Here is a 14,199-nt window from a genome sequence, read left to right as displayed (position 1 = left end):
ATCGGTATCCCGGCGCGGCGAAACTGCACGTCAGAGCGGGGTCAGCCAACCGCTCGCAGCCGCCGGACCTCGCCGGTCGGCGTCTCCTGGGGCTCGGTCTGAGCGCTGAGCCACATGTTCAGCCGCTCCACCGGCAGCGGCCGGCTGAAGAAGTAGCCCTGCCCGATCTCGCAACCGAGCTCAGCGAGCAGGTCCAGGGTCAGCTCGCTCTCGACACCCTCGGCCACCACGGTCAGCCCGAACTCCCGCGAGAGGCCGATCACAGCCCGCACGATGGCCAGGTCTCCCGAGTCGGTCGCCATGCCCTGCACGAAGCTGTCGTCGATCTTCACCTCGTGCACGGGCAGCTGACGCAGGTACGAGAGCGACGAGGCGCCCGTACCGAAATCGTCCACCGAGAGCCGCACACCCAGATCCCGCAGGCGGTAGAGGGTGGGCAGCGCCCGCTCGATCTCGCCGAGCATGCCCGGCTCGGAGATCTCGAAGGTCACCTGGCTCGCCGGCACCTGGTAGCGCAGCAGCAAGCCGTTGACCTGGTCCACGAAGCGGGTGTCCAGCAGGGTGCGGGCCGACAGGTTGACCGCGATGGAGAGCGGACGGCCGGCGTCGGCCCACTCACGGCAGTGCCGCAGCCCCGCGGTCAGGATGACCTCGGTGAGCCGGTGCAGTTGCCCGGTGTGCTCCGCGACGGCCACGAAGTCCTCCGGGGACACCTCGCCGTGCGCCGGGTGCTGCCAGCGCGCCAGGCACTCCACCCCGATCAGGTGCCGATCCTGGATGGACACCTTCGGCTGGAAGTGGACCTCCAGCTCGCCCGAGTCCAGGGCGCGGCGAAGATCGGCCGCCAGCCCCAGGCGGCGGACCGCTCGGGACTCCAGGGCCGGATGGAAGAGCTGGACGCCGTACGGAAGCGCCTTGGCCGCGTTGGAGGCAAGCTCAGCGCGACGCAGCAGGGCCTCGGGGTCGTCGCCGTGGTCCGGATGCACCGAGACACCCGCGGCGGTGTCCACATCGAGCGTGAGCGTCCCCACGGCCATCGGGCCACGTAGCTGCTCTCGCATCTCGGTGGCGAGCCGCACGGCCTCCTCGGTGCTCTCGGCCCGCAGCGTGACGACGAACTCGTCGCCGCCGATCCGCCCGACCAGCGCACCCGCCCCGGCGATCCCCCGCAGCCGCTCGGCCACCTCGGCGAGAAGCTTGTCGCCGTTGGCGTGCCCCATCGACTCGTTCACGTCACGCAGACCGTCGACATCGAAGAGCATGACCGCGACGACCTCGCCAGGGGCACGCACCTTGACGGACTCCGCGAGCGCGTCGGTGATCCGGCGCCGGTTAGGCAGGGACGTCAGTCGATCGTGGTAGGCGTCGTAGCGCAGCCGTCCGACCAGCCGGGAATTCTCCACCGCCACTGCCACATGGGCCGCGATCGTCTCGAGCACCTGCACGTCGGCGTCGCGGAAGCTGAGTGCGTCGCCGAGGCGGTTGATGACCTCCAGGCTGCCCACCGTCGTCTGCCCGGAGCGCAGCGGCACCACCACGACGTCCTTGACCTTGCTCTCCCGCAGATAGGGCCGCAGGTGCGGGGTGGCGGGGAAGCGGCTGCCGACCGAAACCGTCCGGCCGGTCTTGACGGCCTGCTCCCGCACGGGTGCCGGGGTCGGCGAGATGTCCAGCAGCCCCTTGCCGTCCACCCGGGAGGTCAGCAGAACCTCGGGGTGCAGTCCCTGGTCGGCCAGCCACAGCGTCGCGAACTCGGCGCGCATGAGTTTGCGGACGGGACTGAGCAGCACATCGGGGAGGCTGCCGTCGTTGCCTTCCTCGCGCATCGCCCGGGTGAGCTCGTACACCTCGGTCAGAGTGCGGTGCTGGCGGAAGAACTCGGAGAACGAGCGAAGCACCAGCGCGAGAGCGAGCAGGAGCACGCCTAGCGGGACCGCTGCCCACCAGGTCGCGTCGAGTGCCACGAGGAAGACGAGCCCGACGACGATGTTGATGGCCGCGGTGATGAGGGTCTGCGAGCCGGCGCGCAGGGCTTCCTGCCCCGCCCGCAGATCCTGGACCACGGTGATCACGCCGGCGTAGGAGAGCCAGCTGACGACGGAACTGGTGGCGACCGCGGCGGCGAGGATCCCCCAGGTGCCGGGCCCGGCATGGTGGATCTCGGGCAGGCAGGACACCACCACGAGCGCAGCGGCCGTACGCGCTGCGGATTTCGCCACGTTGTACGCGGTCTTGGTCGCGTCCATCCTCGACCACAGCTGCGTGATCAGGCTCGCTATCGTCTGCGCCAGGATGACCGTCACCGGCGACAGGAAGTAGATCGCCAGAATGAGGGGTATCTCATTCAGGACGACGAGAAGTACCTGCTGGCGCACGACCACGTTGAAGACGCTGACGTGCGCGACCACGAATGCCGCTGTGAGCAGCAGGCCCCAGGCCCACTCGTGCCACCAGCCGGCTCCGTGCAGCCAGTAGACGATCAGGCTGATAGTGGCGAAGAGCGCAAGTGGACTGGTGACCAGCCACGCGTACTGCGGAGATCCCCCGCGCGTAGATGATCGTCCGGCCACAGCGCGCTCCTCGTCATCGAACCGTCTGGCGCTACTGCCTCATGAACGGTGGTTCGGTCAGCCCCAGTCGATGTCGGTGAGCTGGATCTGAACCGACGCCGTGGCAGAACCCCCGGCGGCATGCTGGGCGGAGACCGCTGCGGCACTGCCGCCGGCGAGCGCCACGAGCATGAAAACCAAGCCGGCGAAGCGGCCCAGCTTCCTTGCAGACATGTTGGCTCCTAGAACAAGAAAAATGCTTCGGGCGGGGGGTTTCATGATGGTGCCACACGGGCTGTCCGTCAGACAGCGCCCAACGGCGGGTCGAGGCCGCATCTCCGTAAATCTTGGCTGAACGGCTGAGGTGTTCACGCCTTTCGAAGCCGCAAAATTGACGGCTTTGAGTCCGATTTAACGGCAGATGTGAGGGCAATTCACCTGGCCTTCGTCAGGTCAGCTTGACGTCAGGAGTACTTGACGTGAGAGTGAAGACATGACTACTCCTGACGAACTGGAGCAACAACACACGCTCTCCACCGCAACAACGCGTTATGACGAGCTTCGGATGCGCGACGCGCTGGCGGCGATGACCGGGGATGAGGACACCGAGACCCTGTCCCGGAGCGAATCACTGGAGTTGCTCGCGCTCAGCGAAGTCGTCGTCCGCAAGGCCGGATATGGCCGGCAAGCGATGGTTCGCACCGCCAGGGGCGCCGGGGCGTCATGGACGCAGATCGGTGCGGCCCTGGGGACGAGCAAGCAGTCGGCGTGGGAGACCCACAACCGCTGGATCGAGGATCAGGCCCGCCAGCACGAGCTGACGGGCCATCAGGGCTTCGACCCCGGCGAGGCGGACTCGGCGCGCGGGCTGGCCGGGCCTAATCCCCGGTAGCCGCGGGGCGGTCGGTAGCGCTGTATTGCGACCACGAGCCCGGGTAGAGACGCCCGGCACCGAGTCCCGCATGCTCCAGCGCGATCAGGTTGTGGCAGGCGGTGACGCCGGAACCGCAGTAGGAGATGACATCGCTGCCCTTCTCGACTCCGACCTCGGCGAACCGCTCACGCAGCCGCTCCACCGGCAGGAAACGCCCCGACCCGTCCAGATTCTCCCGGCAGGCGAGATTGCGGGCGCCGGGAATGTGCCCCGGCCGCGGATCGACCGGCTCCACCTCACCGCGAAAACGGGCACCGTCGCGGGCGTCCAGCACGACACCGGGGCCGGCCGCGGCCTCTTCCAAAGTCGCGATCCGCTCCTGCGGCCAGGGCCGGGGAGCAAAATCGGCGGGACTGCGGGTGGGCGGTCCGGTCACCAGACTTCCCTTGTACGCGCTGAGCCCGCCATCCAGCAGCGCCGCATCGTGCCCCGTGACCCGCAACATCCACACGAGCCGGGCCGCGATCACACCGCCGGCGTCGTCGTACGCGATGACGGTGTCCTGGTCCCCGATGCCCGCAGCCGCCATGCCCTGCGCGAAGACCGCGGGGTCCGGAAGCGGATGCCGGCCTTCGGCGGGTGATCCATGGGCGGCGAGCCACCTGTCCAGGTCGATGAAGACGGCACCCGGCAGATGCCCCTTCACGTACGCCTCACGCCCGGAACGCCCGTCCAGGTACCACCGCACGTCGGCGAGAACGACCCGGTCCCCGCGCTCGCGCACCCATTGCAGGTCGACGACCGGATCGATCACGAACGCACCCCTTACCGGTAGTTGATGAACTGCAGCGCGACGCCGAAGTCCTCCTGCTTGAGCAGCGCGATCACGGCCTGCAGATCGTCCCGCTTCTTACCGGTGACGCGCAGCTGATCGCCCTGGATCTGCGCCTGAACGCCCTTGGGGCCCTCGTCGCGGATCTTCTTGCTGATGACCTTCGCCTTGTCCGTCTCGATCCCCTCGACGACCTTGCAGTCGATCTTGTAGGTCTTCCCGGACTGCCGCGGCTCGCCGGCGTCGAGCGCCTTCAGCGAGATGTTCCGCTTGATGAGCTTCTCCTTGTAGACGTCCAGCGCGGCGGAGGCCCGCTCCTCGGTCTCGGAGGTGATGGTGACCCCGTTCTCCCCCGACTTGTCGATCGTCGTCCCGGTCCCCCGGAAGTCGAACCGGGTCCCGAGCTCCTTCTCCGTCTGGTGGAACGCGTTGTCCACCTCCTGGCCGTCGACCTTGCTCACGATGTCGAACGACGGGCTGGCTGCCATGATCAGACTCCAACTGCTGGGCCACGAATCGATGTCCACGAGGACCGCCACAGGGCCCCCGACATGCCGACCGTACCCGGTTGCGGAACCACCCGTCGCTACAGCTATTCTGTTGTCCGCTGTTGAGGGAGACTGAAGCAGCGATGCCCAGGCGGGTTGCCCGAGCGGCCAATGGGAGCGGACTGTAAATCCGTCGGGAAACCTTCGCAGGTTCGAATCCTGCACCCGCCACAGGCAAGGAGAACGGCCCCGGAAGCTACTTCCGGGGCCGTTTTCGTCTGTTCCGGGCCTGACGCCCGCTTCAAGGTCACTCTATGGTGGCGCTGTGCGGGATGCTTTGGGCCAGGCTAAGGAACTCTTCGACAACGAGCGCTACGACGAAGCACTGCAGTTGGTGGAGGGGCATCTAGCTGACCACCCCGACGATGCGCTGGCCTGGCATCGGCGCGCTGAGGCTCTGCTCGGGTTGGAACGCGAGGACGAGGCTGTTGCGGCGGTCGACCGGTCCATTGCGTTGGATACCTCGAATTCGATGGCGTACCGGTTGCGGGCCGTGTTGCACCAGAACAGTCAGAGGTTTCCGGAGATGCGGGCCGACGCTGAGCGCGCCCTGGAGCTGGACGCGAGCGACTACAGGGCGATGGTGATGGTGGCGTTCGGCGCGGTCATGTTCGGTTCCTCGGTCGACTTGTTCAAGCCGTTGGTGAAGCGGGCTCGCCGGCTTGCTCCCGACGAGCCCGGGGTGCAGTGGCTGAACGGGCTGATCCTGAAAACGTGGTTCCGGGCGGCGGGCGTGACGTTCTTCGCAGCAGCGCTCGCGGTGCTCGGCGGGTGGCTGCTCCTTGACCCGAGTGACGACGGGGTGGCGCCGAGGCTGATGTGGACGCTGCTCGCGCTGGCCGCCGGAGCTGGTGCCGGCATCTGGGCCGGGAACGTGGAGGGTGAAAAGCCGCCGTGGCACAGCTTCGCGCTGGTGGTGCTGGCGCCGGTGGGGGTCGTGCTGGCCGGCGCGGCGATGGGGATCGCCACCGGGGACGTGAAAGCCGGGCTCATCACCGCCGCCCTGGCCCTCGTGGTGACGGCGGTGATCCGTGCGCGCTGGCTGTTCGTGCAGATCAGGGGGTACGACAGCCGCCTGTATCCGGACGGGAAGCCTCAGCGCACCAGGTACTGACTGCTCAAGGTCTGGGGCCGGTCGGAGACGGCGCGCAGGATCGCGATGCCCTTGACCGGTGGCTTCCACGTCGCGGTGTTGGGGGTCAGGGTGTAGGCGGCTGTGGCGTACGGGGCCAGGGTTTCCGGGCCGGCTGAGATTTTCCAGTACTCGGAAATGTCGATATCGGTGGTCACGGCGAAGGCTGGGGCGACGGCGCGGGAGGACCGGTTCTCCACCTCGACGGTCAGTGTTTTGAGGGCCTCGCTGCGAGTGACGGGTGTGGTGACAGTCATGTTCAGAGGCTGGGGGGTTGCGATGGCGACCGCCAGGCAGGCCACGGTCGGCAGGAACAGGGCCACCGTTGCGGCCCGGGCGAACCGGGTGGGGAACGGGAACCGGAAGCGGTAGGCGTCGGCGAACTCGTCGCGGCCGGTGGTGAGCAGGGCCACGATCCACAGGGGCATGGTGAGGACCCAGTAGCCGTCCTGGGAACGGGTGGAGACCATGAACACCAGCCAGGGCAGGACCACCGCGGCGGGGCCGAGCGTGCGCAGGTTCAGCGCGTATGTGATCAACATCGCGACCAGCAGGACGTGGGAGGCGGTGCCGTAGAAGTCCAGCGCGCCGCTGCCGCCGACCAGGTAGTACGAGATGCCCATGATGCCCTGGCCGTGCGGGACGGCGTGTTGCAGCAGGGGCTCGAACACCCCGGTCAGCCACGCGTGCGGGGACAGCACCAGGAACGGCGCGCTGGTCAGCACGAATGCGCCGAGCGCCACGAGCCCGTAACGCAGGACCACCCCGGCTGCCGAGCGCAGCGGCAGGTCGCCGAGGCGCAGCACCGCGATGCCGGTCACCAGGAACAGGGCCAGGAACCAGCCCAGTTGGTGGGTGGAGCAGGCCAGGCCGAGGGCGACCGCACGCAGCAGACCGTCGCGGCCGAGCCGACCGCCACGACCGGTCGCGGTCCACTTCCACGCCGCGAGACACAACAGCGGAAGAGCGATGAGCGACGGGTACGCGTTGTTCGCATAACTGGTCAGCGTGCCGAGCCCGAGCACCCCCACGGTCGCCACCGGCCGCAACGCGACCGGCGCCATCCGGAACAACATGATCGCGGTGACGATCAACGCGAACCAGGCCAGCACCACGACCGCCACACCGGACGGGAACACCCGCTGCAGCACGGCGCTGACCTCGATGCCGAACGGCGGGTACGCGAAGTCGAAGACGCCCTCGCCGTTCATCAGCTGCGTGGGCAGCGCGACGGCGAGATCCGGCCAGGTCGTCAGGTACGGGTTGTGCCCCTCGGCCAGGGTGCGCGTGGCGTAGTCCATGAGGATGCCCTCGTCGACGCCGATCGTCTTCTCCCCGGTGATGCTGGGCCACGCGCCGATCAGCTTGATGACGATCGCCGTGCCGAGCACCAGCACGTCCACCCGGGCCAGCGCCCTGCCGGTGGACACGCACAGCGCGAGGATCGCGGCGATCAGCATCACGATGTAACCGCCGGTCAGCACGAGCGCCAGACCCGGGCGGGGCAGCGCCTGCACGTTCCAGAACGTGCGGGTGCCGACGACCAGGGCCATCACCGCGCAGAGGGTCAGACCCCGGTGCAGCCACAGCGGCACCGGGTCCCGCTCCGGTGTCATGGCGGGGGTTTCCAGGACGTCATCGCCCACGGTCTGGTTCGGCACCGGCAGATCGTACAGACGCGATCGCCTATGGTGTCGCCGTGCGGGACACATTGAGCCAGGCGAAGGAACTTGTCGGCGATGGACGGTTCGCGGACGCCGTACAGCTGCTGGAAGGTCTGCTGGCGGAGCATCCGGAGGATGCCGTGGCGTGGCACCGCCTGGCCGGTGCGCTGATCGGGCTGGAGCGCAACGAGGAAGCGGTTGCCGCAGCCGACCGGTCCATCGCCCTGGATCCGGCGGTCCCGGCGGCACATCGGATGCGGGCGCTGGCCCACCTCGGCCTCAAGCAGTGGACGGAGCTGCGGGCCGATGCCGGGCGGGCGCTCGCCCTCGACCCGGATGACGCCGAGGCGCTGACCCTGGCGGCCCAGGGTGAACTGGGCTGCGGCGCTGACCTGGGCGTGATCGAACCGCTCGTCACCCGTGCCCGCCGGATCAAACCCGCCCACCCGGCCGTCGCGAGCCTGACGGTGCTGATCCGCAAGGCCCGGTTCCTCGCAGCCGGGGTAGCTTGTTTCATCGCCGCGCTCGCCCTGGCACTCGGATGGCTGGCACTCGACCCGAGCGGCGACGGCGTGGCTCCCCACCTGATGTGGGCACTGCTCGTCCTGATCGTGGGCGGGGTGGCCGGCACCGCGGCCGGGAACGCGCCGGGGCTGCGTCAGGTGCCGCTGAGCCGGAAGATCCTGATCCTGTCGGCGGCAGCCTCAGCCGTGGTGTCCGGCGCCACGACGGCAGTCATCACCCGCGAGGCCTTGGCAGGCCTGGTCGTCGCCGTCCTGGCCGTCGTTCTGACCGTGCTGTTCCGGCTGCCGGGTCTGATCGCTCAGGCGCGCAACCAGAAGTAGCGGCCTCAGCCGCCGCCGGGAGGAGCGGGCCTCAGAGCTTGAGTTTGTGGCGGATCTCCGCGCGCAGGCTCTCGGGCAGGCCTTCCAGGTCGGCGATCTGGGCGAGGAGGTCGGGGGCGCGCATCCAGGCGTGGAAGCCTTCCGAGATCGTCACGCCGTGGTCAGGGCGGTCGAGGACGCGGATCTCGTCGCCGGCCTGGACGTTGCCCGGGGTCACCACGCGGAAGTAGGCGCCGGGGAGGTTCTGGTCGGCGAAGCGTTTCACCCAGCGGGGTTCGCCCATCTTGGCCTGGAAGGTGGAGCAGGGGACGCGGCCGAAGGTGGTCTGCAGGACGAGGGTCGCGCCGATCTGCCAGGTCTCGCCGATCAGGGCGCCGTTGACGGGAATGCCCTCGGTGGTGAGGTTCTCGCCGAAGATGCCACCCGGGAGGGTCCGGCCGAGTTCCTTCTCCCACCAGTCGTAGTCCTCGCGGGCGTACGCATAGACGGCCTGGTCGTCCCCGCCGTGGTTCTTGATGTCGAAGATCTGGTCACCGGCGACCCCGCTCGCGTGCTGCGGGCTGAGCATGCCCCTGGCGCCGCCGGGTGCCGCGACCGCCACCGGATGGGTCACCGGCTGCTTGTTGATGCCGGTGGTGCCGACCCGTTTGGCGGTGCTCCGCTCCGGGACGGCGATGTTGACCTGAAGCACCCTGCCCGTGACGCTCATGACGTGAACTCCATCGTGGTCCTGTCCCACAGCGGGACGTAGCCGATCCGAGGGTAGAGGGCGTTCGCCGTGGAATTGGCGAGGTCGGTGAAGAGCAACACCTCGGTGGTGCCACCGTCCAGTAACAGCTGGGAGATGGCGTACGTGGCCGCGGCGGCGTACCCGTGGGAGCGGTTCTCCCTGGGGGTGTAGACCGCCTGGACGCGCACCATGCCGGACTCGGGGCGGGTGGCGCTGGCCATGGCGACCGGTTTGCCGTCGACCTCCCAGAACACATAGCCGCCGTACGCGATGCGGTCGTCGACGAACGCGCCGATATCGGTGCTCTCGCCCACCTCGTGGTAGAACTCGCCGGTCCAGTCGACCAGCACGGCCCGGTCGGCGGCGACCGCGACGCGAGCGGCGCCCGGTGGCATCCGTGGCGGCGGCACCAGCGTGCCGAGGCGGAAGAGCCGCATGCGCTTCGACACGTACGCGGAAAGACCCGTGCGCCGCTGCCACCCGGTGGCGAATGCGTGCACGGCGGTCTCGGGGCCCGTCACCCCGCGCAGCGGGCCGTCCAGGGCGTCCGCCAGCGCAGTCGCGGTTTCGGCGGGCATCGCCGACAGCAGGGCCGGAAAGGGCGGCGTGTGCAGGAAGACCCCGTCCGCCGCCCAGCCGAACCGGGCGGAGCCCGTCCCGGTGCCCTGCCGCCGGACCGACTCGGCGGCGGTGAGCAGGACCGTGTTCTGGACCGGGTCCCGGCGCAGGAAGTCGCCGGCCGCGGCCAGGAACTCGTCGATGTTCTCAGTGATCTGCCAAGCCATCGCCCGATTGTCGTCGGTGCCGGGCGATTCGGCAGCCCGGTTTACAACCCCCAGGCCTTGGCGATGCGGGCGAGCGAGTCCTTGCGTGTCTCGGGGTCGAACTGTGTGCCGGCCAGGATCAGCTCCTTGGCGCCGGTGCGTTCCACGAGTGTGTCGAGGGCGGCGACCACCTCGTCGGCGGTGCCTGCGTACTGCGTGCCGGGGAGCTGGGCGAGCAGGCCGCGTTCCAGGTCGGAGAGCTCGGTGGCGGCGGCCGTCTCCGGGGAGACGATCGGGCCGAGCCGGCCGGTGCGCAGGCTCAGCGCCATGATCCGGCTCGGTCCGGCGAGGTAGTCGGCCTCCTCGGTGGTGCCGGCGGCGATGACCGAGGCGCTGATCATGAGGTGCGGCTCGGGGAAGCGCGGGGAGGGCTTGAAGTTCGTGAGGTAGAGCCGGGCCGCGGTGTCCACGTCGGAGCTCATCGCGAAGTGATATGCGTAACAGAAAGGCAGGCCGAGCGCGGCGGCGACCTGCGCGCCGTACGTGGACGAGCCGAGCATCCACACCTCGGGGAAGGTCTCCGGGAACGGCGTGGCCTGGAGCCGCTCGGCGCCCTTGGGCGTGACCCGGTCGTCGCCGAGCAGGGCAAGCACCGTGGCGAGGTGGTCGGGGAACTGCTCGACGGTCAGGTGCGGGGAGACGCCACGCAGGGCGGCGGCGGTGGCCTGATCGGTGCCGGGCGCGCGGCCGATGCCGAGGTCGATCCGGCCCGGGTGCAGCGCCTCGAGAAGCGCGAACTGCTCGGCGACGACGAACGGCATGTGGTTGGGGAGCATCACACCGCCCGAGCCGACCTTGATCCGGCCGGTGTTCGCGGCGAGGTGGGCGATCAGGACCGGCGGCGAGGTGGAGGCGACGGCCGGGGCGTTGTGGTGCTCGGCGACCCAGAACCGGGAGTAGCCCAGCTCGTCGGCGGTCTTGGCGATCTCGGTCGTCCCGCGCAGCGCGTCGGTGCTGTTGTGCCCCTCGCGCACGGTGGCGAGGTCAAGAACGGACAGGGGTACGCGACTCATCGGTCGTCCAATCCAGAGTGTCGAAGCCGGCCCGGATGAGGGCGTGCAGGCCGGTGATGCCCGTGTCGGCGGCCCAGTGCGGGCAGGCGGTGTTGAGGACGGTGCGGGCGGCGTTGACGGTGAGGTCCAGCCGGAAGTCCGACAGATCAGCGGGGGCCCAGGCCCGGATCGCATCCCAGAACCGGTCGGCCACCTCGCGGGTGCACCCGGCGAGCTCGGGTGAGGCGGCGCGCACCTGACGCTGCAGGATCATCCGCTCGGCGGTGGCGGCCGTGTAGCCGAGCAGCAGCTCGCGCAGGGAGATCCAGAGCGGCTCCCCCGCCGGGCGCTCGGCCAGCAGCCGGTCCCAGAGCTCGGGGTCGCCGGGATCGGGGTCGAAGACGACCGACTCCTTGCCCGCGAAGTAGTTGAAGAACGTTCTCCGGGAGATGCCGGCGGCGGCCACGATGTCGTCGACGGAGACCGCGTCGAAACCTCGCTCAGTCATCAGGCGCAGCGCGGTGCCGTGCACGAGGCGCCAGGTTTCGCGCTTCTTGAGCTCTCGCACGGTCATACCCCCACGCTAGCTCTCTTGCACTCAGTGCAACTTGCACCTGGTGCATGAACTTCGCCACACGTACATCTGGCGTTAGGACGTGACTGATTCACTACCGCGTGTCCATCAGCTCTCCCTCCCGGACGACCGTTCCCGCTCAGCGCGGCGACGGCCGGCTGCCCGGCGCTCACCTCGGCTTCCGCCCCGACATCGAGGGTCTGCGCGCGGTCGCAGTCGTTCTGGTGGTGCTGTCCCATGCCGGCGTCTCCCGGCTCGAGGGCGGTTACGTCGGCGTCGACGTCTTCTTCGTGATCTCCGGCTTCCTGATCACCACGCTGCTGGTCAAGGAGCTGGGCCGCACCGGGACGATCTCGCTGACCAGCTTCTACTCGCGGCGCGCCACCCGGCTGCTGCCCGCGTCGACGCTCGTCCTGGTCGCGACGCTGATCGGCAGCTGGCTCTTCCTGCCGTCCACCCGCTTCGCCTCGATCGCGAAGGACGCGCTGTTCAGCACGTTCTACGGAATCAACTGGCGACTGGCCGCGGAGGGCACCGACTACCTCAACGCGACCGCCGCGCCGTCCCCGCTGCAGCACCTGTGGTCGCTGGCTGTCGAGGAGCAGTTCTACTTCGTGTGGCCGCTGCTGCTGCTCGCCATCTGGGCGTGGCGCAAGGGTGCCGGCGTTGCTCTGTCGGTGATCGTGGTGGTGTCGCTGGCCGTGAGCGTGCACCAGACGGCCACGGCGGCTCCCTGGGCGTACTTCGGGGCGCACACCCGGGCCTTTGAGCTGGCGATCGGGGCGCTGGTCGCGGTCGGATCGGCCACTTTTGCGCGTACCCCACGGATCTGGGCGTTGATCTTGACCTGGAGTGGTCTGGTCGCGATCGTAGTGGCCGCTGTCGTCTTCGACGATCACACCGCTTTCCCGGGCTATGCGGCGCTGCTTCCGGTTCTCGGCACGGCCGCTGTCATTGCCGGAGGTACGTCCGGAGCTCGCGGGGGCGTCGGCCTACTGCTCGGCACCAGGCCGTTCCAGGAGATCGGCAAGCTCTCGTACGGCTGGTACCTCTGGCACTGGCCGGTCCTGATGATCGGCCCGGCGGCCCTGGGGCGTGCGCCGTCGCTGAAGCTCAACGCGGCGCTGGCCCTCGGTGCGCTCGCGCTGGCGTTCGCGTCGTACCACCTGGTGGAGAACCCGATCCGGAAGCGGCGTTCGTTGTTGCTGGGCCTGTCCTTCTCCGCGTCGGCGGCCGCGCTGTCGTTGATCGCGATGCAGTTCACGCCGCCGCTGCCGGTCGGACCGGCCGCGCCGCAGACCGCCGCCGAACTCTCCGCCGCGAGTGACCCGCAGGCGCGCCTCACCGAGCTGATCAAGGCGTCGGCCAAGCAGACGAAGGTGCCGTCGAACCTCACACCCGCGCTGAACGACGCCGGCGCGGACGTGCCCAGGATCTACGCCGACCAGTGCCACCTCAACTACGAGCCCGCCCACCAGGACCGGCCGTGCGTCTACGGCGACCCGAACGGCGCGAAGACGGTCTACCTGATCGGCGACTCGCACGCCGCGCACTGGTTCCCGGCGTTTGACCTCGCCGCGCAGCAGCAGGGCTGGAAGCTGGTCGCGCTGACCAAGAGCGCGTGCCAGGTGCCGTCGGTGCTGGTGTGGAACGTTCCGTTGAAGCGCCCGTACGCCGAATGCGTCACCTGGCGCGACCAGGTCTTCGACCGCATCCGCGCGGACAAGCCGGCCCTCGTGGTCATGTCCTCGAACGATCTCGACAACGGCGGTTTGATCGACGCGAACGGGAACCGGATCCCGACCTCGGGCCGCGACGACGACAAGCTGTGGGTCGACGGCTGGCAGAAGTCGTTCGACCGGCTCGGTCAGCCCGGCGCCCAACTCCTGCTGCTGCAGGACTCACCCTGGCCCAAGGGGACCGCGCCGGAATGCGTGGCCGCCCACGCCGACAAGGTCACCGACTGCAACCGGCCCCGCAACAGATCCATCGTGGAACCGGCCCGGCGCAACGCGGTCGCCGCGGCGGCGAAGGCCCGGGGCATCCGGGTCGTCAACCCGCTGAACTGGTTCTGCACCACGACGTGCCCGGCGGTGATCGGCAACACGCTGGTCTTCAAGGACAACAGCCACCTGACCACGGCGTACGCCCGCGCGCTCGCGCCGTTGATCGCGCGGCAGGTTATCGGCGCTTCTTGATGTTCTGCACCCCGATCGTGGTGGCACCGAGGGCCACGCCGGGAACCAGGAGCCAGATGGGCCACGGGTAGACGGCCTCCACCGTGATCGCGACCAGGATCCAGACGACGACGTTGATCGCGGCGATCGAGCCGTAGATCGTCCAGAGCACCATCAACGCCGTCGGCAGCTTGCGGGCCGCCTTGCGCTCCTCGGCGAGGCGGCGTGCGTTGACCTCCTCGGCGCTGACCCCGGCCTGGGGCAGATCGTCGACGAGGAGGACCAGATCGCCGTAGGTGCGGGCGGCGTACGCGTCGCGCACCCGCTCGTCGTACTCGATGAGTGACAGCCGGCCCTCATCCAGCGCCGCCTTCAACTGCTCGGCGATCTTGTGGCGATCGGCGTCGGCCGCGCGCATCGATTCGACCTCTTGCTTGCGCACGACTTCCTTGGGCATG

At 69.1% G+C, this 14,199-nt stretch carries 14 protein-coding genes and 1 tRNA gene; 5 read left to right on the top strand and 10 right to left on the bottom strand.

The features are described from left to right. Window positions 1-41 precede the first annotated feature (41 nt). Window positions 42-2,570, bottom strand: coding sequence for a putative bifunctional diguanylate cyclase/phosphodiesterase (locus tag Aco04nite_RS03250; RefSeq protein WP_212995676.1), 2,529 nt, complete (start codon window positions 2,568-2,570; stop codon window positions 42-44). A 57-nt stretch (window positions 2,571-2,627) separates the two neighbouring features. After that, window positions 2,628-2,783 (bottom strand): hypothetical protein, encoded by a 156-nt coding sequence (locus tag Aco04nite_RS03245; protein ID WP_212995675.1) that lies wholly within the window; start codon window positions 2,781-2,783, stop codon window positions 2,628-2,630. A gap of 259 nt (window positions 2,784-3,042) precedes the next feature. Here Aco04nite_RS03245 and Aco04nite_RS03240 point away from each other — a divergent pair, with 259 nt between their 5' ends. Next, window positions 3,043-3,441 carry a hypothetical protein gene (locus Aco04nite_RS03240; protein WP_212995674.1) on the top strand — a complete coding sequence of 133 codons (399 nt, stop codon included), beginning with the start codon at window positions 3,043-3,045 and terminating at the stop codon, window positions 3,439-3,441. Here Aco04nite_RS03240 and Aco04nite_RS03235 read toward each other — a convergent pair. Both Aco04nite_RS03235 and Aco04nite_RS03230 read right to left on the bottom strand, forming a co-directional pair. Further along, on the bottom strand, window positions 3,428-4,237 hold the full coding sequence (locus tag Aco04nite_RS03235) for a sulfurtransferase (protein ID WP_212995673.1): 810 nt from the start codon (window positions 4,235-4,237) through the stop codon (window positions 3,428-3,430). The two genes, Aco04nite_RS03240 and Aco04nite_RS03235, sit on opposite strands and share 14 nt — an antisense overlap. 11 nt (window positions 4,238-4,248) lie before the next feature. Continuing rightward, entirely contained in the window at window positions 4,249-4,743 is a 495-nt protein-coding gene (locus tag Aco04nite_RS03230; protein WP_203836425.1) for a YajQ family cyclic di-GMP-binding protein, read from the bottom strand. Between the two features lie 150 nt (window positions 4,744-4,893). On the opposite strand from Aco04nite_RS03230, the gene Aco04nite_RS03225 reads away from it, so the two are divergent. Both Aco04nite_RS03225 and Aco04nite_RS03220 read left to right on the top strand, forming a co-directional pair. After that, window positions 4,894-4,974, top strand: a tRNA-Tyr gene (locus tag Aco04nite_RS03225). Between the two features lie 94 nt (window positions 4,975-5,068). Next, entirely contained in the window at window positions 5,069-5,917 is an 849-nt protein-coding gene (locus Aco04nite_RS03220) for a tetratricopeptide repeat protein (RefSeq protein WP_212995672.1), read from the top strand. Here Aco04nite_RS03220 and Aco04nite_RS03215 read toward each other — a convergent pair. Next, window positions 5,899-7,596 carry a hypothetical protein gene (locus Aco04nite_RS03215; RefSeq protein ID WP_212995671.1) on the bottom strand — a complete coding sequence of 566 codons (1,698 nt, stop codon included), beginning with the start codon at window positions 7,594-7,596 and terminating at the stop codon, window positions 5,899-5,901. The two genes, Aco04nite_RS03220 and Aco04nite_RS03215, sit on opposite strands and share 19 nt — an antisense overlap. Before the next feature lie 38 nt (window positions 7,597-7,634). Between Aco04nite_RS03215 and Aco04nite_RS03210 the strand changes: the two genes are divergently transcribed. Then, window positions 7,635-8,444, top strand: a complete 810-nt coding sequence (locus Aco04nite_RS03210; RefSeq protein WP_212995670.1) for a tetratricopeptide repeat protein — start codon at window positions 7,635-7,637, stop codon at window positions 8,442-8,444. A gap of 31 nt (window positions 8,445-8,475) precedes the next feature. On the opposite strand, the gene Aco04nite_RS03205 is transcribed toward Aco04nite_RS03210, so the two are convergent. Genes Aco04nite_RS03205 through Aco04nite_RS03190 form a run of 4 tightly spaced genes read right to left on the bottom strand, consistent with a single transcriptional unit; the run spans window position 8,476 to window position 11,564 of the window. After that, window positions 8,476-9,153: an MOSC domain-containing protein gene (locus tag Aco04nite_RS03205; protein ID WP_212995669.1), complete on the bottom strand. Its 678-nt coding sequence runs from the start codon at window positions 9,151-9,153 to the stop codon at window positions 8,476-8,478. Then, window positions 9,150-9,959 (bottom strand): GNAT family N-acetyltransferase, encoded by an 810-nt coding sequence (locus Aco04nite_RS03200; RefSeq protein ID WP_212995668.1) that lies wholly within the window; start codon window positions 9,957-9,959, stop codon window positions 9,150-9,152. The genes Aco04nite_RS03205 and Aco04nite_RS03200 overlap by 4 nt, the downstream gene beginning before the upstream one ends. A 41-nt stretch (window positions 9,960-10,000) precedes the next feature. Continuing rightward, the gene (locus tag Aco04nite_RS03195) at window positions 10,001-11,011 is read right to left on the bottom strand and encodes an LLM class flavin-dependent oxidoreductase (RefSeq protein WP_212995667.1); all 1,011 of its coding nucleotides are present in this window, start codon (window positions 11,009-11,011) and stop codon (window positions 10,001-10,003) included. Further along, on the bottom strand, window positions 10,983-11,564 hold the full coding sequence (locus tag Aco04nite_RS03190; protein WP_212995666.1) for a TetR family transcriptional regulator: 582 nt from the start codon (window positions 11,562-11,564) through the stop codon (window positions 10,983-10,985). The genes Aco04nite_RS03195 and Aco04nite_RS03190 overlap by 29 nt, the downstream gene beginning before the upstream one ends. Window positions 11,565-11,665: 101 nt before the next feature. On the opposite strand from Aco04nite_RS03190, the gene Aco04nite_RS03185 reads away from it, so the two are divergent. Then, the gene (locus tag Aco04nite_RS03185; protein WP_212995665.1) at window positions 11,666-13,762 is read left to right on the top strand and encodes an acyltransferase family protein; all 2,097 of its coding nucleotides are present in this window, start codon (window positions 11,666-11,668) and stop codon (window positions 13,760-13,762) included. On the opposite strand, the gene Aco04nite_RS03180 is transcribed toward Aco04nite_RS03185, so the two are convergent. Continuing rightward, on the bottom strand, window positions 13,746-14,198 hold the full coding sequence (locus Aco04nite_RS03180; RefSeq protein WP_212995664.1) for a DUF1707 SHOCT-like domain-containing protein: 453 nt from the start codon (window positions 14,196-14,198) through the stop codon (window positions 13,746-13,748). The genes Aco04nite_RS03185 and Aco04nite_RS03180 overlap by 17 nt on opposite strands. Window position 14,199 lies beyond the last annotated feature (1 nt).

The sequence above is a fragment of the Winogradskya consettensis genome (assembly GCF_018332715.1).
Taxonomy (GTDB): domain Bacteria; phylum Actinomycetota; class Actinomycetes; order Mycobacteriales; family Micromonosporaceae; genus Actinoplanes; species Actinoplanes consettensis.
The sequence above is the reverse complement of the archived record's forward strand: the minus strand, read 5'-3'. Positions and strand labels throughout refer to the sequence as shown.